The sequence below is a fragment of the Collinsella sp. Sow4_D11 genome (assembly GCF_052116465.1).
Taxonomy (GTDB): Bacteria; Actinomycetota; Coriobacteriia; order Coriobacteriales; family Coriobacteriaceae; genus Collinsella.
Map to the genome: position 1 here is coordinate 38,941 of NZ_JBQKLA010000004.1, position 21,694 is coordinate 60,634.

Genomic DNA, 21,694 nt, shown 5'->3' on the forward strand with positions numbered 1-21,694 from the left:
AAAGGAACGGGAATGAAGGAGACCGAGAAGATCGAGATCATGCACTTCGACCAGGAGGGCTACCTCGAGGACGGCAGGAACGTCTACGAGGCCGGCAAGCGGATGACCGCCCTGGCCGACCGCGTGCACGAGGAGGGCTACGACGCCGTCTTCCTGATGGGCGTCGGCGGCACCTGGGACGAGTTCATGCAGCTCGAGTACCTCATGAACAAGTTCGGCGACCGCGACCTCGAGGTCTACCTGATCCACGCCGCCGAGTGGAACGTCATGGGCCACAAGCGCATGACCGACAAGTCCGTCGTGCTGACCGCCTCCGAGTCCGGCACCACCCCCGAGGTGCTCGAGGCCATCGGCAAGATGAAGGATATGGGCGTGCGCGTCTTCGCCATGACCAACCCCGAGGGCAAGATCGGGCAGGCCGTGGGCGCCGAGAACTGCGTCATGATGGCCTCCGACCACGGCGCCGGCGGCTGCGAGAAGGGCTACTACCTCGCCGACTGCTTCGGCCTGCGCCTGCTCAACCGCCGCGGCTGCTTCCCCAAGTTCGACCTGTTCATCGAGCAGACGAAGGACGTCTGGAAGGACTTGCTCGACATCCGCAAGCGCTTCGAGCCGCGCGCCGAGGAGATCGCCAGGAAGTACGCGCTGGCCGACTACACCATGTTCATCGGCTCGGGGGCCCTCTGGGGCGAGACCATCCTGTACTCCATGTGCCTGCTCGAGGAGATGCAGTGGAAGCGCATCCGCCACATCACCTCGCACGACTTCTTCCACGGCACGCTCGAGCTGCTCGAGCCCGGCGTCCCGGTGTTCCTGTTCATGGGCGAGGACGAGTGCCGCGCCCTCGACGAGCGCGTCCGCGCCTTCCTCACCAGCGGCGTGACCGGCGACGAGGACTACGTCATCATCGACACCGCCGAGTACGCGATCCCGGGCCTGGACGACGACTTCCGCGTCATCGTGTCGCCGTGGATCCTGTCCGTGCTGACCACCGACCGCCTCTCGCGCAACTACGAGCTGGTCACCAAGCACAACCTCAAGTACCGCCGCTACTACCACCAGTTCGACTACTAATTCTATTTGGGGGAAACCGCAATGAGGCAATACATCTTTGCCAGCCACGCGCATTTTGCGACCGGCATCAAGGAGAGCACCGAGCTACTCTCGGGCGCGCGCGATAACGTCCACGATCTGTCGATGTTTGTCGACGGCCGCACCGACGTCGCCGAGGAGGCCGCCAAGCTCCTGGCGACTATCGATCCCGCCGACGATGTGATCGTGTGCACCGACCTGTTTGGCGGCAGCGTCAACAACGAGTTCACCAAGATCGTCCAGACGCGCCCCAACACCTACCTGATTGCCAACATGAATCTGCCGCTGCTGATCCAGCTGCTCTTCTCGGACCAGGAGGCTCCCGCCGACCAGGTTATCCGCGAGATCCTCGCGGCTGACGACACGCGCGTCAAGTTTGTCAACGACCTGCTGACCGATGCGGATGACGAGGAAGAGTTCTAGTCACTGCCTGCTAATAATGGGGCCGGGTTTCCGGCATGAGACCTTTGGGGGTCAATCATGATTCAATTGGTTCGCGTCGACCATCGTCTGCTTCATGGCCAGGTGGCCGTCTCTTGGGTCCAGGGCCTGGGCTCCGACTGCATCTTCTGCGTTGGCGACAAGGTTGCCAACGATCCCGTCTGGAAGACCACGCTCAAGATGGGAAAGCCGGCCAACGCCAAGCTCGTCATCAAGGACATGGAGCACGCCATCGAGGCTATCAACTCCGGTGTCACCGATAAGTACAAGATGATCATTTGCGTCGCCAGCATCGCCGAGGCCAAGCAGCTTGCCGAAGGCTGCCCGCAGATTACCTCCATCAACCTGGGCAACACCAAGTCCAAGGATGAGCAGCGTCCCGATGCCCGTAAGATCTCCCGTCAGATCTTTGTGACCGCTGCCGAGGAAGAGGACATTCGCGAGCTCGTCGGCCGCGGAATCGAGGTCGAGATTCGCGCTCTGGCCGACGACCCCAAGGTCGATGCTCTAAGCGCCCTCTAATTGGGAACCACGGGGCGGCGCGTACGGCGCCGTCCTGCTCGTGGGCGTACCGGATAAACGCTTTACCCGTTACCCCATCTACCGTTCACCGGGAGTACCTGCCCGTTGAGCGATTGGTATTAAATAGTTATCGCATGACTATATAATTGGTATCAAATCATTTGCACCGGTTTAGGTGTTAACAGCACACCGGTACAAGCTGGATCTGTCTGGGCGATTGTCGGCATGGAAAAGGGCGCGCTGACAAGTCGGGAATCGCCACGCGGATCCAAGAGGGATCAAAGGGAGGAACAATGCTTGTTCAAGCGATCCTCATCGGACTTATCGCTGCCTTCGGTAAGCTCGATTATCAGCTCGGTACGCTCTATGCGTTCCGCCCGATCGTTCTGTGCCCGCTCGTCGGCATAGTCCTCGGGGACCTACAGTCCGGCCTCGCCATCGGTGCGAGCCTCGAGCTGCTCTTCATGGGTTCTATCGCCATCGGCGCTTATGTGCCGCCCGATGAGACGATTGGCGGCGTGCTTGCCTGCGCCTTCGCTATTCAGCTGGGTCAGAGCACCGAGGCCGCTATCGCGCTCGCGATGCCCATCGCCACTCTGACCCTGGCTATTAAGAACGTCGTCAATGCCGGTATGCCCCTTCTGGTCGACCGTGCCGACGTCTTTGCCAGCAAGGGTAACCTCAAGGGTATCTACGCTATGCACTGGATTATCGGTCTCGTGATTGTCGTTCTGGCCTTTGTCCTGTGCTCCGTCTCCTTCTATCTGGGTGCCGACGCTGTTCAGGGCCTGCTCGACTTCATCCCGACGTTCGTCCTCGATGGCTTTGGCGTCGCAGCCAACATCCTGCCTGCCATGGGCTTCGCCATGCTCGGTCGTCTGGTGCTTACCAAGCAGCTCGTGCCGTTCTACTTCCTGGGCTTCCTGCTGTGCTCCTATGCCAACGTGCCCGTCCTCGGCGTCGCTCTGATCGCAATCATCATCGGCATCGACAAGTACGACCTGCTGGGCCTTGGTGGCGCCCAGCCCCAGCTTTCTGTGGAAGGGGATGAGGACGATGACTTCTAATTCCGAGAACCAGATTACTCGCTCCGACCTCATTAAGAGCGCCGTGAACACCGGCGCCCTGGGCATGGAATTCTCCTGGACCTACTACAAGCAGATGAACATTGCCTTCTGCCTGATGGTCGCCAACATGCTCAAGAAGATCTATGCCGGCCGTCCCGACGATTACGCCGAGGCCCTGCACCGTCACAGCGCGTTCTTCAACATCACCCCGCAGCTCGCTCCCTTCGTGGGCGGCATCGCGATGGCCATGGAGGAGAAAGTCGCTCGTGGCGAGGTTGAGCCCGAGAGCGTCAACGACATCAAGGCCGCCCTTATGGGCCCGCTTTCCGGCCTGGGTGACTCCTTCTTCCTGTCCACCCTGCGCGTCGTCGCCGCTGCCGTGGGCATCAGCCTGTGCCAGGCCGGAAACGTCTTTGGCCCCATCGCTTTCCTGCTCATCTACAACACCCCGGCGTTCCTGATTCGTATCTTTGGCGCTATCAAGGGTTATGAGCTGGGCATTGGCTTCCTCGACGAGGCTCAGAAGACCGGCCTGATGCAAAAGATCATGGCCTGCGTCGGCATCGTCGGCGTCATGGTCGTCGGCGCCATGAGCAAGGACATGTTCTGGGCTTCGCTGCCCGTCGCTATCGGTCAGGGCGACTCCGCCCAGACTCTCCAGGACATCCTGGACGGCATCATGCCCGGTATGCTCGGCATGGCCGCCTTCTGGCTCTATTACTGGCTGCTCTCCAAGAAGATCAACCCGATGGTCTTGATCCTCTGCACCATGGTCGTGGGCATCATCGGTGCTTACTTTGGAGTGCTTGCCTAATATGTTCGAATCGCGCTTCCATCGCGTCTAACGGTTGCGTCGATCTTTGGGGGCTTGTCGCATCTGCGGCGGCCCCCTGTTTTTTAAAACTCCGTACGAAAGGGGAGGGCTATGGTCGTACCCGAGCTTTCGCTCATGAACATCAACCATCGTTACTACAGCATCGAGACGTTTTTTAAGGCTGCAGGTGAGGCCGGCTATCGCAATATCGAGCTGTGGACCGGCTCGATGCACCTGTATGTGGATTGCCATGAGCACGAATCGGTGGATAAGATTCGCGATCTTGCCGCCCAGTACGGCATCAAGATCGTGTGCGTGTGCCCCGAGCAGAACAACCCCAAGCCGTGGAACGTCGCGGTGCGCGGCGAGGCGGGCCAAAAACGCATCCTCTCGTACTTTAAGAATGTGATCGACGTAGCCGTTGAATTGGGCGCGCCGCAGATTCTGGTGACGAGTGGTTGGGCCTATCTGGACGAGCCGGCTGAGGACGCCTGGGCCCGTAGCGTTGCCATGCTGCGCTCGGTGTGCGACTACGCCGACACGCGCGGTATTCGCGTCGCGCTCGAGGCGCTGCAGCCGTCGGAGTCCGTGCTGGTCAACACTGCACAGGATGTGGCGCGCATCCTCGAGGCGGTCGATCGCCCCAACCTGAAGGCTTGTATCGACTTTGGCGCCATGGAAGTTGCCGGCGACACGATAGACGGCTACTTTGAGGTTTTGGGCAACAAGATCGTTCACACCCACTTTGTAGATGTGGGCGGCGGCACGACGCATCTTGCCTGGGGCGACGGCGAGCGTGATATGCGTGCCGACCTCGAGGCACTCATGCGCCACGGCTATACGGGCTATGTCTCGGCCGAGACGTGTGATGGCCGCTACTATCAGGATCCGTCCAAGGCGACGACTCAGGTTATCGAGATGTATCGCCGTGTGACAGCGGAGATGGAGGCCGAATAACTAAACTGCGCGGTTGCGCCGGAAACGCTTGGGCGGGTCTGGCGCAACGCTTTTATAGCTGGCGAGTTGTGGGGAGCCCGTTGGCAGTAGCGCTCGAAATAGACAACTATTGGCGTTGTAATACCACTCGGGTGAGGAAACCGACCGTTTACCGCAAATCTCCGTGAGTTTAGATTGGTATTAAATAACAAGCAATCGTATGGCTATAATTGGTATCAGTAAGAAGCGCGATGTATAGAATTGCGCACATGTGATGGGAGGACACACATGAAGGAGACCGAGAAGATCGAGATCATGCACTTCGACCAGGAGGGCTACCTCGAGGACGGCAGGAACGTCTACGAGGCCGGCAAGCGGATGACCGCCCTGGCCGACCGCGTGCACGAGGAGGGCTACGACGCCGTCTTCCTGATGGGCGTCGGCGGCACCTGGGACGAGTTCATGCAGCTCGAGTACCTCATGAACAAGTTCGGCGACCGCGACCTCGAGGTCTACCTGATCCACGCCGCCGAGTGGAACGTCATGGGCCACAAGCGCATGACCGACAAGTCCGTCGTGCTGACCGCCTCCGAGTCCGGCACCACCCCCGAGGTGCTCGAGGCCATCGGCAAGATGAAGGATATGGGCGTGCGCGTCTTCGCCATGACCAACCCCGAGGGCAAGATCGGGCAGGCCGTGGGCGCCGAGAACTGCGTCATGATGGCCTCCGACCACGGCGCCGGCGGCTGCGAGAAGGGCTACTACCTCGCCGACTGCTTCGGCCTGCGCCTGCTCAACCGCCGCGGCTGCTTCCCCAAGTTCGACCTGTTCATCGAGCAGACGAAGGACGTCTGGAAGGACTTGCTCGACATCCGCAAGCGCTTCGAGCCGCGCGCCGAGGAGATCGCCAGGAAGTACGCGCTGGCCGACTACACCATGTTCATCGGCTCGGGGGCCCTCTGGGGCGAGACCATCCTGTACTCCATGTGCCTGCTCGAGGAGATGCAGTGGAAGCGCATCCGCCACATCACCTCGCACGACTTCTTCCACGGCACGCTCGAGCTGCTCGAGCCCGGCGTCCCGGTGTTCCTGTTCATGGGCGAGGACGAGTGCCGCGCCCTCGACGAGCGCGTCCGCGCCTTCCTCACCAGCGGCGTGACCGGCGACGAGGACTACGTCATCATCGACACCGCCGAGTACGCGATCCCGGGCCTGGACGACGACTTCCGCGTCATCGTGTCGCCGTGGATCCTGTCCGTGCTGACCACCGACCGCCTCTCGCGCAACTACGAGCTGGTCACCAAGCACAACCTCAAGTACCGCCGCTACTACCACCAGTTCGACTACTAAGAGCTGGTCACGGGTCCGATATCTTGGCTGGTTGATATCTCAACCCTGCACAAGGGCGTCCGCAATTGCACGGGCGCCCTTTTTGCGTTGTAACAAGAGACCGCTGCTAATCGCTTGCCCTATGTTTCCAAATGAATACGCTGTGAGCCGAGGGGGACGGTTCTCCCCGCAAGCACTCTAGTATGCTAAAGTACCCAGAAGATCGGCGGAGCTATGCCGGTCTTTCGTTCTATATGAAACGCAGTATGAGGAGGCTCACCAGATGACGGCCACACCGTGGGGATTCCGGGACATATTGCCCGAGGAGGCTCAGGCACGCGAGGAGATCGCGTATACGGTGAAGGGCTGCTTAAGGGAGCATCATTACCTTCCGGTCGAGACGCCGCTGCTCGAGGACAAGGGTTCGCTCGAGGAGGGCGGCCGCATTGCGGACACGCCGTTTAAGCTCTTTGATGACGACGGCCGCCTGCTGGTGGTCCGTCCCGACAACACGCTGCCGATCGTGCGCCTGGTTTCGACCCGCATGCGTGCGGCCGATTTGCCCCTGCGCCTTCGCTACGAGGCGCCGGTGGTTCGCGAGTGCCAGCGCAATGCCGGTGGCTCGCGTCAGTTTACGCAGCTGGGCTTTGAGCTTATCGGTGCGGGCGATACCGCGGGCGATGTAGAGATTGTTTCGCTGGTGGCCGAGGCCGTGCGTAAGCTGGCGCTTCCCGATGCTCGTATTATCGCAGGTAGCGTGCGTCCTTTTAAGGAGCTACTCGCGGCGTGCGAGGATCGCGAGCTGGCAGCCGAGGCCCTGCGCTGCGTGCATGCCAACGACTTTGTGGGCCTCGATGCCCGCGTGGCTGCCAGCACCGAGTCTGATGCCGTCAAGGCCGCCATTAGCGAACTGCCGCGCCTGCACGGTGGTGCCGAGGTGCTCGACCGCGTGGACGCGCTGCTGGAGGCCGCCGGTATCGCCGCGCCGCCGACGCGCGAGCTGCGTGCCCTGGTCGAGGGTTTGGCTCCCGAGGACGCCCAGGTGCTGTCGTTCGATTTCTCCATCATGAACTCTTTCGATTACTACACGGGCCTGGTCTTTAAGGCCTATGCCGGCGGCTTGCCCGATCCGGTCGGTTCGGGCGGACGCTACGACTCCATCTTTACCGGTGCATTTGGCGACGGCATCGAGGTGCCGGCTGCGGGCTTCGCCTTTTCGCTCGAGCGCCTGGAGGCCGCGCGTACCTCGGCAGAGGACACCGCTTCCGACGGCGATCACGCCGCGGGCCGTGGCGCCGAGGGTCCGCTGCGCATTGCCGTGCCCAAGGGCTCGCTTAAGGCAGACACGCTCGACGTGCTCGAGGCCGCGGGCCTGGACGTCTCTGAGTTGCGTGACCCCGGCCGTCACCTGATTGTGCGCGGTCGCGACACGCGTGCCGGTGAGGGCACGGTCGGCGATATCGAGTTTGTTATCGTGCGACCCAGCGATGCGCCCGCCTTTGTGGGCTGCGGTGGCGCCGATTGCGGCATCTGCGGCTGGGATTCGCTCATCGAGGCCGACCTCAACCTGCTGCAGCTGGTCGATCTGGGCTATGGCCTGTGTACCTTTATCGAGGCAGAGCCCGCGTGGCGCGCCGGTCAGGCCGAGCGCAACTATGCCCGCCGCGGGTCGCTCCGCGTGGCTACCAAATATCCGCGCATCGCGAGTGCCTGGTATGCCGAGCGCGGTGTGAACGCCGATATCGTCTCGCTGCACGGTAACATCGAGCTGGGCCCCATCGTCGGCATGACCGACCGTATCGTGGATATTACCGCCACGGGTGCCACGCTGCGCGACAACGATTTGGTCATCACCGGCCGCATTATGGACTGCACGGCGCGCTTTTTTGTCAACCCGGGTGCCGCTCGCTTAGATCCGCGCGTACGCAATCTGGCAGATCGCTTGGCGGCGGCCGTTAAGGACAAGCATTTTGAGCCCGTTGCGGGCTCGGCACAATAGCGCGAGCACGCACGGGCGCCCCAACGTCTGGGCTGCGGGCCGATGGGCGCCGCCGCCCGGCCTCTCGTTTTTCGAACACAACCTCGACCGATAGGGGATACCGATATGAAGACTATCAAGCTTGCTCCCGGTGAGCGTCTCGTTACCAACCAGCTCAACCGCAAGGGCGTGCTGCCGCAAGACATCGTCGACGCCGCCCGCGATATCGTGGCCAACGTGCGCGCCAACGGCGATGCCGCGGTGCGCGACTACTGTCAGCGTTTTGACGGTGTAGAGCTGCAGAGCTTCCGTCTGCCGCAAGAGCAGATCGATGCCGCGCTCGAGGGCCTCGATCCGGCCTTTGTCGCGGCGCTCGAGAAGGCTGCGCGCCAGATTCGCGAGTTCCACCAGCGCGAGGTCGAGCAGAGCTGGTTTACCACGCGTGCAGACGGCACCATGCTCGGCGTTAAGGTGACCCCGCTTGCGGCGGCCGGCATCTACGTGCCGGGCGGTCGCGCGCAGTATCCCTCCACGGTGCTCATGAATGCCATTCCCGCCAAGGTGGCCGGCGTTGAGCGCGTGGTCATGGTGACCCCGCCGCAAAAGGACGGCCTGATCAGTCCCTACACGCTCGCGGCGGCAAAGCTCGGCGGCGTGGACGAGATCTATATGGTGGGCGGCGCTCAGGCCGTGGCCGCGCTGGCATACGGTACCGAGACCATTCCGCGCGTCGACAAAATCACCGGTCCGGGCAACGCCTTTGTTGCCGCGGCCAAGCAGATTGTCTCGGGCGACGTGGGTATCGACATGGTCGCCGGTCCCTCCGAGGTCTGCGTGCTGGCAGATGCCACGGCCAAACCCATGGTGGTCGCGGCCGACCTGATGGCCCAGGCCGAGCACGATCCGCTAGCAGCCTGCTATCTGGTGACCTGCGACGAGCAGTTTGCGCGCGAGGTCGAGGCGGGTATCGACATTTTGGTGGCACAGTCCCCGCGCGCCGAGATCACGCGCGCCTCGCTCGACAACGAGGGCACCATCGTGGTGGCCGCCGATATGGCTGCTGCCGTCGAGGCGGTGAACACCGTGGCGCCCGAGCACCTGGAGCTGCACTGCAAGGATGCGATGGGCCTGCTCGGCGGCATTCGCAACGCCGGCGCCATCTTTGTGGGCGCTTGGAGCTCCGAGCCGCTTGGCGATTATGTTGCCGGCCCCAACCACACGCTGCCGACCGGCGGCACGGCCATGTTCTCCAACCCGCTTTCGGTCGAAGAATTCGTCAAGCGCTCGAGCGTCATCTGCTATACGCCCGAGGGCCTGCTCTCGGACGCTCCCGCGACGCAGCGCCTGGCCGAGGCCGAGGGCCTGTGGGCACACGCGCTTTCCGCCGCACTGCGTCGCCGTGTGCTGGAGCAGGGCGAGGGTGCCGTGAGTGCTGAGTCTCTGGCCGCGGCCGACCTGACCAAGGTCGCCTGGCCGGGCGACGCCGTGGCGACGGTCGCCGAGGGTGTGGACCTAGCGGCTGCAAGCGCGGATGGCGCTGGCGCGACCGGCGAGGAGGCCTAATATGGCCGAGCTGACGTCTCGCATGAAGGAGCTCGTCCAGCCCTACTTGGCTGGCATTGAGCCCTACAACCCCAACTTTACGCCCACGCGCATCAACCTTTCGGCCAACGAGAACACCTATCCCGTGCCGGCTGGCGTGCGCGAGGCGGTCGACGCCGCCCTGGCTGCCACGCCGCTCAACCGCTACCCCGATCCCATGTCGAACGACCTGCGCGACGAGCTTGCCGCTTGGCATGGCGTGGCGCGCGAGAATATCTGCGTGGGCAACGGCGGCGACGAGCTGCTCTATAACTACCTGCTGGCGTTTGGCGGTGCGGGGCGGACCCTGCTCAACTGCCCGCCGTGTTTTAGCGAGTATGCGTTCTTTGCGTCGCTCTGCCAGACCGAGGTGCGCGACGTGTGGCGCGACCCGGCGACCTTTGAGCTCGACCAGGCTGCCGTGCTCGCGGCGGCGCCCGAGTGCAACTTGGCCATTGTGACCTCGCCCAATAACCCCACGGGCGACGTGGCGCCGCTCGACTTTGTCGCGGCCCTGTGCGATGCGTGCCCTGGCGTGGTGATGGTCGACGAGGCCTACGTGGAGTTTGCCGATGATTCGTTTGGCGCGGCCACCACAGCGCAGGGACTTATCGCCGAGCATCCCAACCTGGTGATCCTGCATACGCTGTCCAAGGCGTTTGGCGCCGCCGGCACGCGTCTGGGCTATGTGATTGCGGCGCCCGAGGTCATCGACGTGTTCGCGGCGATTCGCCAGATCTATTCGGTCAACGTGCTGAGCCAGGCGGCGGCGCTTGCCTGCGTGCGCGCCCGCGATGCGTATGCTCCCGTGGTGGCACAGGTCGCATCCGAGCGCGAGCGCGAACTGTGTGCCCTGCGCGCAATGGCTGCCGGGGGTCTGCCCGTGGAGGCATGGCCGAGTGCGGCGAACTTTGTGCTCGTGCGCACGCCGCATGCTACGCGCGTGCGTGAGCGCCTGCGCGACGAGTATTCGATTTTGGTGCGCGACTTTAGCTACGCGCCGGGGCTTGCGGACTGTCTGCGCATTACCGTGGGCACCCCGCAGGAAAACGATGAGGTGCTGGCTGCGTTTGCCGCGCTGGTGAAGGAGGAGATGTAGATGAGCCGTTATGCCGAGGTGACCCGCAAGACGGGGGAGACCGACATTGTTGTCAAACTCGACCTGGACGGATGCGGCGTGTGCGATATCTCGACGGGCGTACCGTTTTTCGACCACATGCTCAACGCCTTTGGCCGCCATGGCCTGTTTGATTTGACGGTGCATGCAGTAGGCGACGTAGAGGTCGACGCGCACCATACCGTCGAGGACACGGGCATTGTGCTGGGTGAGGCGTTTTGCCAAGCGCTGGGCGACAAGGCGGGTATTACGCGCTTTGCAGACGCGGCGATTGCCATGGACGAGACGCTCGTGATGGCCGCCGTGGACATTTCGGGTCGCGGCCAGGCCTACTGCGAGCTGCCCGTGCCGACCGAACGTGTGGGCAGCTTCGATACCGAGCTGGCCGTCGAGTTCTTCTATGCCTTTGCGCGCGATGCCAAGCTCACGCTGCACGTGCGCGAGCTCGCAGGCGGCAACTCGCATCACATTATCGAGGCCGCCTTTAAGGCCGTGGGCCGCACGATGCGCCACGCCTGCGAGCTCGATCCCCGCGTGCAGGGCATCCCCAGCACCAAGGGCTCGCTGTAACCTACCAAAAAGGGACAGGTTTATTTTGGCAGGTTTTATCTGCGGAAATGCTGTCTCATACGGTGGGTGAACGTTTAACCGACCAAAATAAACCTGTCCCTTTTTGGCAGGTTTTGAATGGGAAAAAGGAGGGTCGCGTGGGCGAACCGAAGATCGTGGTGGTCGACTACCACAAGGGCAACTTGTCGAGCGTCGTGCGCGGGCTTGTGCGCGCCGGTGCCGCCGCCTGCACGTCGGACGATCCGGAGCAGATCCGCCGCGCCGACGGCCTGGTCATCCCGGGCGTGGGTGCGTTCTATGACGCGATCGCCTTTATGCGCCAGAGTGGCGAGGAGGCGGCCGTGTTCGACGCCGTCGCCGCCGGAACCCCGCTGTTCGGCATCTGCCTGGGCCTTCAGCTATTTTTTGAGCGCGGCAACGAGGGCGTGCCTGCGGACGAGGGCGCGGTCGCCGACGGCAGCGCCCCCGAGCAGGCTGGCGGTCCCTGGGTCGATGGCCTGGGCATTATGCGCGGTTCGTGCACGCGCTTGGAGTCGAGCCGACTGAAGGTGCCGCACGTGGGCTGGGACCAGGTGCACATGACGCCCGCCGGTGCGGCCGATCCGCTGCTTGCCGGTTTTGCCGAGGGTGCCAACATGTACTTCACCCACAGCTACGCGGTGGCTGACGACGCCGATGCCGCCGATGTGCTGGCGCGCACACACTATACGCGGAGCTTCCCGTGCATCGTTCGCCATGGCAACGTGTGGGGCTGCCAGTTCCATCCCGAGAAATCCTCCGCGCTGGGTCAGCGCATCCTTAAGAACTTTGTGAGCATCGTTGAGGAGGTTGGCCGATGATCCTGTTTCCCGCAATCGATCTGATCGGCGGCAAGGTCGTGCGCCTGGAGCGCGGTGACCGCAGTCGCTGCAAGGTATATTCCGACGACCCCGTGGCCGTTGCCCGCTCGTTTGCCGAACAGGGCGCGAACTGGGTGCACGTCGTCGACCTGTCCGCTGCCTTTGGCGAGGACGAGGGCGCACGTACTGCCAACTCGGCGGCGATTAAGGCCATCTGCGGCGTCGACGGTCTGTCCGTGGACGTGGGCGGCGGCGTCCGCTCGCTTGCGCGCATCGACGAGTTGGCAGGCTACGGCGCATGCCGTATCGCGCTGGGCACCGTGCTGGTGACCGAGCCGGGTTTTGCCGAAGTGGCAGCCCAAGGCTTTGGCGAGTTGCTGGTGGCAGACATCGCCGCGCGCGACGGTCAGGTCAAGGTGAACGGCTGGCGCGACGGCGCAGGTGTGGCGCTCGACGATGCCGTGGCGCAGCTTTCCGAGCTGGGCTTTAAGCATCTGGTGTATACCGACATCGCGCGCGATGGCATGCAGACGGGTATCGATGTGGCGGCGTATCGCCATGTGGCCGAGGTCGCGGGCTTTCCCGTCGTGGCTTCGGGCGGCATCTCGACGCTCGACGACATCCGCGCACTGGCCGCGGTGGGTGAGGGCGCGATTGAAGGCGCCATTACCGGCCGTGCGCTCTACGAGGGCAACTTTACGCTGGCCCAGGCGTTGGCCGCCGCCCGAGGGGAGGAGTAGCCCATGCTTACCAAGCGCGTAATTCCCTGTCTGGACGTCAAGGACGGCCGCGTGGTCAAGGGGGTTAACTTTGTGAGCTTGCGCGATGCGGGCGATCCGGTGGAACTGGCGCGTGCCTACGACCGCGAGGGTGCGGACGAGGTCGTCTTCCTGGACATTACTGCCACGAGCGACAACCGCGCGACGACCATCGAGATGGCAGCGCATGCGGCCGAGGAGCTCGCCATTCCCTATACCGTGGGCGGCGGCTTTCGCGACCTGGCGGGCATGCGCACCATGGTTGCCGCCGGTGCCGACAAGGTGTCGCTCAACTCGGCGGCCGTGCGCGATCCGTCGCTGATTAGCCAGGCTGCCGCGGCGTTTGGCAGCCAGGCCGTGGTCGTGGCGATCGATGCCAAGCGCGTCGGCCTGCCCGGCGCATCCGGTGCCGACAAGTGGGAGGTCTTTACCGCAGGAGGTCGCAACGCCACGGGCATCGACGCGGTGGCGTGGGCCGAGGAGGCGGCTCGTCGCGGCGCCGGCGAGATCTTGCTCACCAGCATGGACCGCGACGGCACCAAGGCCGGCTTTGATTTGGCGCTCACCCGCGCCGTGGCCCGCGCGGCGCCAATCCCCGTCATCGCGAGCGGCGGCGTGGGCACGCTCGAGCATTTTGCCGAGGGCGTGATCGAGGGCGAGGCCGACGCCGTGCTGGCGGCGAGCGTCTTTCACTTTGGAACCTTCAGCATTCGCCAGGTGAAGGAGTATATGGCCTCTCAAGGCATCCCTGTCAGGTTGGACTTCTAGCGCTGCGGCTTGCCCAGGCACCCGACCTTCCGGCTCCAACCCTCCTCGCGTACTTAAGTACGCGTCGTCGGGCTTGTCGCTCGGAATCTCGGGCACCTGGACAACCCTCGCCGACCTGCGAAGTTTGAATTTGGGGAGAGAAATGGAAGAGATAACCGATCCTTCAAAGCTTGCGTACGACGCCCGTGGGCTGATTCCTTGTGTGGTTCAGCAGTATGACACCGGCGAGGTGCTCATGGTTGCCTGGATGAACGAGGAGTCGGTGGGGCTGACGCTCGAGACCGGCACCACGTGGTTTTGGAGCCGCAGTCGCCAGGAGCTCTGGAACAAGGGCGCGACGAGCGGCAACATGCAGGAGGTTCGCGAACTCTGGGCCGACTGCGATAGCGATACGCTGCTGGTCAAGGTCGACTCGCCGGGTCCGGCCTGCCATACCGGCAACCGTACCTGCTTCTTTAAGAAACTCGCGTAGGGCGGGCGCTCGACCAGGCGCTTGGCCGACCAGAAAGGATTGAACCATGGGTGTGCGTACCGCAAACGTTCAGGATGGAAATATCGGCGAGACGCTAACGGGGCTGGCCGAGGTGATTCACGGTCGTCGCGATGCGTCGCCGCAGGAAAGCTATACCGCTCGACTGCTGACCGATGTGGAGGATGAGCTGCTCAAGAAGCTTGCCGAGGAGGCGAGCGAGGTGATCATGGCCTGCAAGGATAACGACCATGATCACATTCGCTACGAGGCTGGCGACCTGGTCTACCACCTGCTCGTGACGCTTGAGCGCTACGGCATTACCCTCGACGAGCTGGCCGGCGAACTCAACGCCCGCCGCCACTAGTCGTTAAAGAACGTCCCCGATGACCATAGAAGTTGCGGTGGAACAGTTCTTGTTTGACGGTCTTAGGGCTATAAATAGGAGCTATTTCACCGCAACTTATGAAGGGATGGCTAGGCGAGGGGTGTGGACTCCCATTCGCCGGTGGGGTGGGGGATGTCGAAGGTTCGGTAGCCGCAGTCGTAGGCATGGGCTTGGGCCTCGCGGATATTCCAGCAAATATCACAGGCGCGGTGCGCATCCGAGCCAAAGGTAATGGGCGCCTCAGCATGGGCAAAGCAGCGCAAAAGGCCGGTCGCGGGATAGTAGTCGTCGAGCCCCTTGCGCGGTGCGGCGGTCGAGACCTCAACGCGGCGGCCCGTATCGTGCGCACACTCGGCCATCTGCCGCCAAAACGGTGCGGGGTCAAAATCGGGCGCAAAGCCTTCCTTCGAAAAGCGCATGACCAGGTCGGGGTGAGCCATCACATCAAAGTTGAGCGAGCTTTCGCAGGCGCGGCACCAATCATCGACGTAGCGCTCCCACACGCCGCGCACGCCTAAGTTTTCCCAAACGTGCAGGTTGGTGTCGTCGTCGATCCAGCCACAGCGTGAGTCGGGCGTATCGGGGCGTGCGACGCCCTCTGTCCCCGTCGTGCCCGCAGCGCCTGCCATGATATTGCCCGGGCTACCAATCCAATGCACGCTGCCCAGGCGTACGACGGCGCCCCGGGACCAGCGCTCAACCAAAGGCTCGCAGCCTTCGTACCAATCGCACTCAAAGCCATAGACAAGCTCGAGCTCCGGCGCAATCTGCGCGGCAAGCTTGCGGGCATCCTCAAAAGCCAGACGATGCGCCGGCAGGTCGCCCTCGACAACCTGCACCTCGCAGGTGGCATCCATGCTGGCAGGCAGGGTAAGGTGATCGGTCGAGACCATGGTGCGGCAACCGGCCGCAGCAGCGGCGCGGACGTTGTCTTCAAACGAGGCGTGTCCGTCCGAAAACGAGGTGTGAGTATGGCAATCGACCAGCGGGCAAGCAGGCATGGCGGCTCCTTTACGTCAAGCGAATCTGCTCCATTGTAACGGCGCGGCCCCCAGTGCGATGTGCGCGCCGTGGGCCGAAATCGACTGGAAAGGACGGGCAGCGCATAAGGGCGGGCTCGCGACATCGGCCTTGCTTCGAATCATGTACCTCAGCTTCCAAAACCGACAAAAAATGACATGTTTGGAGGCTGATGTACATGTTTGGCCGAGGCGGTGGAGTGTCGGTTCTTGCAGACAAGGAAAATCGCGCTCATCGCGCGCCGCCACACTTGCGCCGCTCGCGATGTGCTAGCGTTTGGGTGAATAAAACGAGCCCGTGCGGAAAGGAGCCGGACCGTATGCAACGTGGAAGTACATCTCCGCTGTCCCGCGAGACCGATGCGCCCGAAACCATCGTCAAGCTGGAGTGCGACATCGACGACGCGTCGCCCGAGGTGCTCGCCTACGCCGCCGACCGCCTGCGCGAGGCCGGCGCGCGCGAGGTGCACTGGCTGCCCCTCTATTGCAAGAAAGGCCGCCCTGGCTGGCAGTTGCAGGTAATCTGCACCCACGAGGATATCGAGCGCCTGCAGACGATCATCTTTTTGGAAACCACGACCAATGGCATCCGCCGCCAGGTTATGGAGCGCGTTTGCCTGCCGCGCTACTTTGAGCGCGTAACGACGCCGTGGGGCGAGGTGTCCGTCAAGGTGGCCACCTTGCCCGACGGCAGTGAGCGTGCGGCGCCCGAGTACGAAGACTGCGCCCGCCTTGCCCGTGAGCACAATGTGCCGCTCCAACGCGTGATGCAGGCGGCCCAGAGCGCGGCACTGCGATTTGAATAACGCGGCTGGTGGCGACATTCCGCGCCCGGCCACGTCAACCCCACCCCGAAAGGACCTCCATGAAATACCTCATCGCTTCTGACATCCACGGCTCGGCATATTGGACCGAGCGCCTCTGCGCCGCCATCGAAGCCGAGCAGCCCGACCGCATCGTCCTGCTGGGCGACCTGCTTTATCACGGTCCGCGCAACGACCTGCCGCGCGACTACGCTCCCAAGCGCGTGATCCCGCTGCTCAACGCCCTGGCCGACCGCATTATCGCGGTGCGCGGCAACTGCGACGCCGAGGTCGACCAGATGGTTCTCGACTTTCCCGTCATGGCCGACTACGCCACACTGTTCGACGAGGTCGGCCGCGAGCTGTTCCTGACGCACGGCCACGTCTTTGGCGCCGGCATGCACAACAGCGTCGACCACGCGCCCGCGCTGCCCGAGGGCTCCGCGCTCGTCTACGGTCACACGCACGTCAAGGTCAACGAGGAAAGCACCGCACACCCGGGTCTGTGGCTCTTCAATCCCGGCAGCGTGAGCATCCCCAAGGACGGCACGCACAGCTATGGTATCTACGAGGGCGGCGTGTTCCGCCATGTGATCATGGAGGAGGACTAACCATGGCCGAGCACATGGCTCAGCAAAATGCCGAAGGTTCGCGCGACCTGTCCACGCTGGTCGATGCATCGGCCGAGTTACAACATCTGGTACAGACTATCTGGCGCTTGCGTCAGCCCGACGGCTGCCCGTGGGACCGCGAGCAGACGCACCAGAGCATTGGCAAGAACATGATCGAGGAGGCCTACGAGGCGCTCGACTGCATCGAGGCGGATGACGCGGCCCATCTTCGCGAGGAGCTGGGCGATGTGCTCATGCAGGTCGTGTTGCATGCGCAGATCGCGGCGGACGCCGGCGAGTTTACGCTGGCCGACGTGGCGCGCGATATCGACGCCAAGCTCATTCGCCGCCATCCGCACGTGTTTGGCGATGTGGATGCCGACAACTCCGACGAGGTGCTCAAGATTTGGGACGAGGTCAAACTTGCCGAGAAGGCCGCCAAGGACCAGGCCGTGGCGGCGGGCGAGGCTGCGCCCGAGGGCCTGCTCGACGGCGTGCCCACGCATCTGCCGGCGCTGATGCAGGCTCAGAAGGTTTCGCGCAAGGCGGCTGCCGTGGGCTTTGAGTGGGAGACCGTCCAAGATGTGTGGGACGAGGTCGCCGAGGAACGTGCCGAGTTTGAGGCCGAGGAGCCCGGAACACCCGAGCGCGAGATGGAGTTTGGCGACCTGCTCTTTGCCCTGGTCAACGTTGCGCGCAAAGAGGGCATCGACGCCGAGAGCGCCCTGCGCGCGAGCACGGCCAAGTTCCGCCGCCGTTGGGCCGCAATGGAGCAGATGGCGGCCGATGCCCATGTTGATCTTGCCGAGCTTTCGACCCACGGGCTCAACGACCTGTGGGATGCCGCAAAGGCAGAGGAGTAGGACACGGTGTTGGTCGGCGGGGCGTAAGGGCGGCGCCCCGTCGACTTGCCCGTTGGCGACCACGCGCGCTCGAGTAATGGATTTGTCCTACGGCTCGTCCGGCTGGTCCGCCCGCGTGCTATAACTAAAGGACTTAGCGCAAACAAACCTCAACCGCACAAGGCGCACATGGATCAGATTTACGACAACAGGCACTATTCCGCCGGTTCGCGCGAACCGTCACCTCGCCGTGCGCATTCGGTGCAGCTTGGCGGGTCTGGTTATGCTGGCGCTGATCGCTCCAGGTATAGCTCGCCGGCGACTTCGCATCCCAATGCTCAGCCAAATAGTTCCTCGGACAGTCCGGTGTGCCCATCGCGTTCCAAGCATGCGTCGCGGCCTTCGACCCAGGCGTCCGACAAGCCGCGCCGTCCCTCAAGCCGTTTTTCGGGTTCGGACTTTATGCACTACGCCAACGATAGCGCGGTGGTCAAGGCAATCTATGATTTTACCCACGGTCCCCAGCGAGGGCTGTTTGTTGGCATTGTCGTCGCCCTGGCGCTCGTGAGCCTGTACTTCCCCGTGCGCGACCTGTATGTGGCAAAACGCTCGAGCGACATCTTGGCCAAGCAGGTCGAGATTCGCGAGCAATATAATGACGACCTGCAAAAAAGCGTCGACAAGCTGCTCTCGGAGGAGGGCATTAAGGACGCGGCGACCGAGGACCTGGGTCTGGTGATGCCCGGCGAGAAGAGGATTGAAGTGCAGGGCCTGGACGACGATTCCGGTGCCTCGTCGAGCCAGAAGTCGTCGAACGCCAAGAAGGCCAGCGAAGTTGCCAAGGAAATCGAAGAGGTCGGCAAGGACGCGCCGTGGTACATCCAGACGCTCGACATGCTGTTTGGTTTTAACGGCGTCGAGGGCCAGACAGTTGTGTCCAATGGCGAGTAGCGCCCGGAGGGGGGCCGCAATGACGAATTGCAAACGATATAAGGTGGCGGCGATTGACCTGGGAACGGTGTCGTCGCGACTGGTGCTGGCCCAGGTCGAGGACGGGGCGATCGTGGAATCGTCCAAGCATACCGAGATTACCGACTTGGGCGAGGGCGTGGACGCAACGGGGCGCTTTTGTGAGGCGGCCGTTGGGCGCGTGCTCGCTGCGTGCCGAATGTTTGTGGACGAGGCCCGTGCCTTTGGGGCCGCGTGCATCTGCACCACGTGCACGAGCGCCGCGCGCGATGCGTCCAATGCCGCGCTGCTGCTGGACGGCCTGCGCGAGCTGGGGCTCGAGCCGCAGGTGATTCCGGGCGAGGTCGAGGCGCGCCTGACGTTTTTTGGCGTGGCGCACGACTTTACCGGCGAGCGCATCATTGTTACCGATTCGGGTGGCGGATCCACGGAGCTCGCGACGGGCGTCTATGCGCCGGAGCGTGGGGTCTTTGCGCTGGAGGGAACGCGCTCGCTGGACATCGGCTGTCGCCGCGTGACGGAGCGGTTTTTCTCGGCGCTGCCGCCAACGGGCAGCGAGCTTGCCGCCGCTGGCGCGTGGGCAAACGAGCAGTTTGCGGGCTACTTTAAGAGCTTGCCGGTCGACTTTGAGCGAGCCGAGCGCCTGGTCGCGGTGGGTGGCACCGTCACCACGCTCGTTGCGCTCGTTCACGAGCTGGAGCCGTATGATTCGAGTTTTGTGCACCTGCGCGAGCTTTCGCTGGACCAGGTTTCGGCCGCTATCGAGCGCATGTCCTCGCTGGATGTCGCGGGCATCGCCGCGTTGCCAGGCGTGCAACCCAAGCGTGCGGGCGTGATCCTGGCTGGTGCTGTGGTGATTCGCGAGCTCATGCGAGCCGGCGGCTACGACGCGCTCACTGTAAGCGAGAACAGTCTGCTCGCCGGAATGGCTGCCACCATCAACGAGGTTCTCGACGGCGCGACCCCCACCATCGCCTGGACCCCCAGCCTCAGCGTCCTTTAACCATCCCCTCATAAGTTGCGGTGAAATAGTTCCTAAATGGGCTGATAAACTGCCAAAACAGGAACTATTCCACCGCAACTTAGAGGCTTGACGGTGTCCAAAAGAAACGAGCTCGCATTCCAAAGGGACACGGGCTCGTAAACAATACGTGGTAGGGGCGGTGGGACTCGAACCCACAATCCTTGCGGCGAGAGATTTTAAGTCTCCTGCGTATGCCAATTCCGCCACGCCCCCGTAAGACTAGAAGTCTAGCACAAGCCGTTCGTTACGCGTTGACGGCCATCGAGTGTTGGCCCGACTTCTCGAGGAACTCTTGGAACTTTGCCTCGTCGCCCTTGTTTTGGTACTGCAGGGCCAGCAGGTACTCCAGTCGGCAGCGCTTGACCGGGTCGTTGCCGACATCCTCGAGCATGCGCTCCAGCTCGGGAATGTCGTTGTGGCGCTTGAGGATCATCGTGTCGTACATCAGCTGGCATTCGTGCGCGACTGCCTCGGCTTGGCCACCCTCAAAGCCCTTGATCTCGTGCAGCAGCTCCTTGGACTTTTTGCGGTTCTCCTGGCCAACGTAGTAGTTAAAGGCCTTGATCACCAGATCGACGCGCTGCATCTTGGGCAGGTTGAGCCCCAGCAGCAGGTCAAACATCTCGTCGGCGCGCTCGTGGTCCTCGCGCAGCAGATAGGAGTTCAGGCGCAGGTAGTCGCGGTTGTAGCGCGGGTACAGCATGCTGGTGAGTTTGCCGTCGAGCAAACGATCGAACTCGTCCCACTGTTTGGCGGCCATGAGCCGCTGCAGGCGTTTAAACGTGGTGCGTTTTTTGATGCTAAAGAGCAGCGACACGACGATACAGATGACAACGACGACGGTCCAGAGTGTGCGGGAATCGGGCATATTGAGCTCCTCGGTCGCTCGTAAAACAAGCGGTATGACAAAACGTACTAGATGTATTATACGCAGCGTGCAAGCAAACTGGCACAAAAGTGCATCGAGGCCGAGCGCCATCGCTCGCTGCGGTACACTTACCTAAAGTAAACCATGAAGGGAGACATTACCTATGAAGAAGATCGTTTTGGCTTGCGGTGCTGGCGCTGCTACTTCCACGCTCGTTGCCCAGAAGGTCGCCACCATGCTCGACGCCAACGGTTACGCCGGCAAGTATGAGATCGTGCAGTGCGCCATTTCCGAGGCCAAGGACGCTTGCGACGAGGGCGCCGACCTGCTGATCGCCACCACCGTTGCCCCCGAGGGCCTCACCTGCCCGTACGTGAGCGGCGTGCCCTTTATGACCGGCATGAACCGCGTCGCTGCCGAGAAGGCCGTTCTCGACGTCATGGCTCAGTAGGCGCTGCCTGTATGAACGAGCAGAACGCCAACCCGGTCGAGCTCTTTGGCATGCGCGTTGCCCATGTGGGCATTAACGCCACCGACCCGGCAGACGCCCTGGAGATCGCGGAGCTGTTCTCGACGATGATGGGCCTGCCCGTCAGCGAGACCCCGATTTCGTACTTTAACGACTCGCTGGTCGAGATCATGAAGCAGAACGGTCGTGGCGCCAAGGGCCACATAGGCTTTGCCGTCAACGACATCGATGCTGCCGAGAAGTGGTTTGCCGAGCACGGGCTCGAGGTCAACGAGGAGTCGCGCGTGCTGCTGCCCGACGGCGGCACCAAGCTTGTGTACTTTAAGCGCGAGTTCGCCGGCTTTGCCGTGCACCTGTGTCGCGAGTAGCGCACAATCTGCTATAACGAAAAAAAGGGATAGGGCCGCATGGCCCTATCCC

Annotated in this window: 25 protein-coding genes and 1 tRNA gene; 23 read left to right on the forward strand and 3 right to left on the reverse strand. The window is 62.8% G+C overall.

Annotated features, from left to right (window positions below):
* The first annotated feature begins 12 nt into the window (after positions 1-12).
* From ACTQ40_RS02825 to hisE, 16 genes are all read left to right on the forward strand, one after another.
* Entirely contained in the window at positions 13-1,074 is a 1,062-nt protein-coding gene (locus ACTQ40_RS02825; RefSeq protein ID WP_441554727.1) for an SIS domain-containing protein, read from the forward strand.
* 21 nt (positions 1,075-1,095) lie between these two features.
* Complete coding sequence (locus ACTQ40_RS02830) at positions 1,096-1,515, forward strand: PTS sugar transporter subunit IIA (RefSeq protein ID WP_154515120.1); 420 nt, start codon at positions 1,096-1,098, stop codon at positions 1,513-1,515.
* A gap of 57 nt (positions 1,516-1,572) precedes the next feature.
* Complete coding sequence (locus ACTQ40_RS02835) at positions 1,573-2,055, forward strand: PTS sugar transporter subunit IIB (protein WP_441554728.1); 483 nt, start codon at positions 1,573-1,575, stop codon at positions 2,053-2,055.
* 293 nt (positions 2,056-2,348) lie between these two features.
* Positions 2,349-3,122 (forward strand): PTS mannose/fructose/sorbose/N-acetylgalactosamine transporter subunit IIC, encoded by a 774-nt coding sequence (locus ACTQ40_RS02840; RefSeq protein WP_154515115.1) that lies wholly within the window; start codon positions 2,349-2,351, stop codon positions 3,120-3,122.
* Positions 3,103-3,936, forward strand: coding sequence for a PTS system mannose/fructose/sorbose family transporter subunit IID (locus ACTQ40_RS02845; RefSeq protein WP_441049357.1), 834 nt, complete (start codon positions 3,103-3,105; stop codon positions 3,934-3,936). The genes ACTQ40_RS02840 and ACTQ40_RS02845 overlap by 20 nt, the downstream gene beginning before the upstream one ends.
* Before the next feature lie 111 nt (positions 3,937-4,047).
* Positions 4,048-4,893, forward strand: a complete 846-nt coding sequence (locus ACTQ40_RS02850) for a sugar phosphate isomerase/epimerase family protein (RefSeq protein ID WP_441049359.1) — start codon at positions 4,048-4,050, stop codon at positions 4,891-4,893.
* Between the two features lie 267 nt (positions 4,894-5,160).
* Positions 5,161-6,222 carry an SIS domain-containing protein gene (locus ACTQ40_RS02855; RefSeq protein ID WP_441554727.1) on the forward strand — a complete coding sequence of 354 codons (1,062 nt, stop codon included), beginning with the start codon at positions 5,161-5,163 and terminating at the stop codon, positions 6,220-6,222.
* A gap of 262 nt (positions 6,223-6,484) precedes the next feature.
* Positions 6,485-8,200 carry an ATP phosphoribosyltransferase gene (hisG, locus tag ACTQ40_RS02860; protein ID WP_441068747.1) on the forward strand — a complete coding sequence of 572 codons (1,716 nt, stop codon included), beginning with the start codon at positions 6,485-6,487 and terminating at the stop codon, positions 8,198-8,200.
* A gap of 105 nt (positions 8,201-8,305) precedes the next feature.
* Entirely contained in the window at positions 8,306-9,742 is a 1,437-nt protein-coding gene (gene hisD, locus ACTQ40_RS02865; protein WP_441040916.1) for a histidinol dehydrogenase, read from the forward strand.
* 1 nt (position 9,743) lies between these two features.
* Positions 9,744-10,859, forward strand: coding sequence for a histidinol-phosphate transaminase (hisC, locus tag ACTQ40_RS02870; protein ID WP_427728474.1), 1,116 nt, complete (start codon positions 9,744-9,746; stop codon positions 10,857-10,859).
* Positions 10,860-11,447: an imidazoleglycerol-phosphate dehydratase HisB gene (hisB, locus tag ACTQ40_RS02875; RefSeq protein WP_427795451.1), complete on the forward strand. Its 588-nt coding sequence runs from the start codon at positions 10,860-10,862 to the stop codon at positions 11,445-11,447.
* A 137-nt stretch (positions 11,448-11,584) separates the two neighbouring features.
* The gene (hisH, locus tag ACTQ40_RS02880; protein ID WP_441563299.1) at positions 11,585-12,286 is read left to right on the forward strand and encodes an imidazole glycerol phosphate synthase subunit HisH; all 702 of its coding nucleotides are present in this window, start codon (positions 11,585-11,587) and stop codon (positions 12,284-12,286) included.
* Entirely contained in the window at positions 12,283-13,026 is a 744-nt protein-coding gene (locus tag ACTQ40_RS02885; RefSeq protein WP_441560739.1) for a HisA/HisF-related TIM barrel protein, read from the forward strand. Before hisH ends, ACTQ40_RS02885 begins: the two co-directional genes overlap by 4 nt.
* 3 nt (positions 13,027-13,029) lie before the next feature.
* On the forward strand, positions 13,030-13,812 hold the full coding sequence (gene hisF / locus ACTQ40_RS02890; protein ID WP_441540185.1) for an imidazole glycerol phosphate synthase subunit HisF: 783 nt from the start codon (positions 13,030-13,032) through the stop codon (positions 13,810-13,812).
* 142 nt (positions 13,813-13,954) lie between these two features.
* Positions 13,955-14,284 carry a phosphoribosyl-AMP cyclohydrolase gene (gene hisI / locus ACTQ40_RS02895; RefSeq protein WP_427728483.1) on the forward strand — a complete coding sequence of 110 codons (330 nt, stop codon included), beginning with the start codon at positions 13,955-13,957 and terminating at the stop codon, positions 14,282-14,284.
* A 46-nt stretch (positions 14,285-14,330) separates the two neighbouring features.
* Positions 14,331-14,648 carry a phosphoribosyl-ATP diphosphatase gene (gene hisE, locus ACTQ40_RS02900; RefSeq protein ID WP_006235893.1) on the forward strand — a complete coding sequence of 106 codons (318 nt, stop codon included), beginning with the start codon at positions 14,331-14,333 and terminating at the stop codon, positions 14,646-14,648.
* 110 nt (positions 14,649-14,758) lie between these two features.
* Here the strand turns inward: hisE and ACTQ40_RS02905 are convergent, their stop codons facing one another.
* Entirely contained in the window at positions 14,759-15,670 is a 912-nt protein-coding gene (locus tag ACTQ40_RS02905) for a PHP domain-containing protein (protein ID WP_441540186.1), read from the reverse strand.
* Between the two features lie 338 nt (positions 15,671-16,008).
* On the opposite strand from ACTQ40_RS02905, the gene larC reads away from it, so the two are divergent.
* The 5 genes from larC to ACTQ40_RS02930 all read left to right on the forward strand — a co-directional run bounded on the left by larC (position 16,009) and on the right by ACTQ40_RS02930 (position 19,916).
* On the forward strand, positions 16,009-16,494 hold the full coding sequence (larC, locus tag ACTQ40_RS02910) for a nickel insertion protein (RefSeq protein WP_441540187.1): 486 nt from the start codon (positions 16,009-16,011) through the stop codon (positions 16,492-16,494).
* A 59-nt stretch (positions 16,495-16,553) separates the two neighbouring features.
* Positions 16,554-17,102 (forward strand): phosphodiesterase, encoded by a 549-nt coding sequence (gene yfcE, locus ACTQ40_RS02915; RefSeq protein ID WP_441540188.1) that lies wholly within the window; start codon positions 16,554-16,556, stop codon positions 17,100-17,102.
* Between the two features lie 2 nt (positions 17,103-17,104).
* Positions 17,105-17,965, forward strand: a complete 861-nt coding sequence (mazG, locus tag ACTQ40_RS02920) for a nucleoside triphosphate pyrophosphohydrolase (protein WP_441563300.1) — start codon at positions 17,105-17,107, stop codon at positions 17,963-17,965.
* A 168-nt stretch (positions 17,966-18,133) separates the two neighbouring features.
* On the forward strand, positions 18,134-18,895 hold the full coding sequence (locus tag ACTQ40_RS02925) for a hypothetical protein (protein ID WP_441563301.1): 762 nt from the start codon (positions 18,134-18,136) through the stop codon (positions 18,893-18,895).
* 19 nt (positions 18,896-18,914) lie between these two features.
* The gene (locus tag ACTQ40_RS02930; RefSeq protein ID WP_441548111.1) at positions 18,915-19,916 is read left to right on the forward strand and encodes a Ppx/GppA phosphatase family protein; all 1,002 of its coding nucleotides are present in this window, start codon (positions 18,915-18,917) and stop codon (positions 19,914-19,916) included.
* A gap of 149 nt (positions 19,917-20,065) precedes the next feature.
* Here the strand turns inward: ACTQ40_RS02930 and ACTQ40_RS02935 are convergent.
* Positions 20,066-20,150 (reverse strand) — tRNA-Leu (locus ACTQ40_RS02935).
* 31 nt (positions 20,151-20,181) lie between these two features.
* Positions 20,182-20,805: a hypothetical protein gene (locus tag ACTQ40_RS02940; protein WP_441563302.1), complete on the reverse strand. Its 624-nt coding sequence runs from the start codon at positions 20,803-20,805 to the stop codon at positions 20,182-20,184.
* A 163-nt stretch (positions 20,806-20,968) separates the two neighbouring features.
* On the opposite strand from ACTQ40_RS02940, the gene ACTQ40_RS02945 reads away from it, so the two are divergent.
* Both ACTQ40_RS02945 and ACTQ40_RS02950 read left to right on the forward strand, forming a co-directional pair.
* Entirely contained in the window at positions 20,969-21,256 is a 288-nt protein-coding gene (locus tag ACTQ40_RS02945) for a PTS sugar transporter subunit IIB (protein WP_055252380.1), read from the forward strand.
* Between the two features lie 11 nt (positions 21,257-21,267).
* Positions 21,268-21,642, forward strand: coding sequence for a VOC family protein (locus ACTQ40_RS02950; protein WP_427718886.1), 375 nt, complete (start codon positions 21,268-21,270; stop codon positions 21,640-21,642).
* The last annotated feature ends 52 nt before the right edge of the window (positions 21,643-21,694 follow it).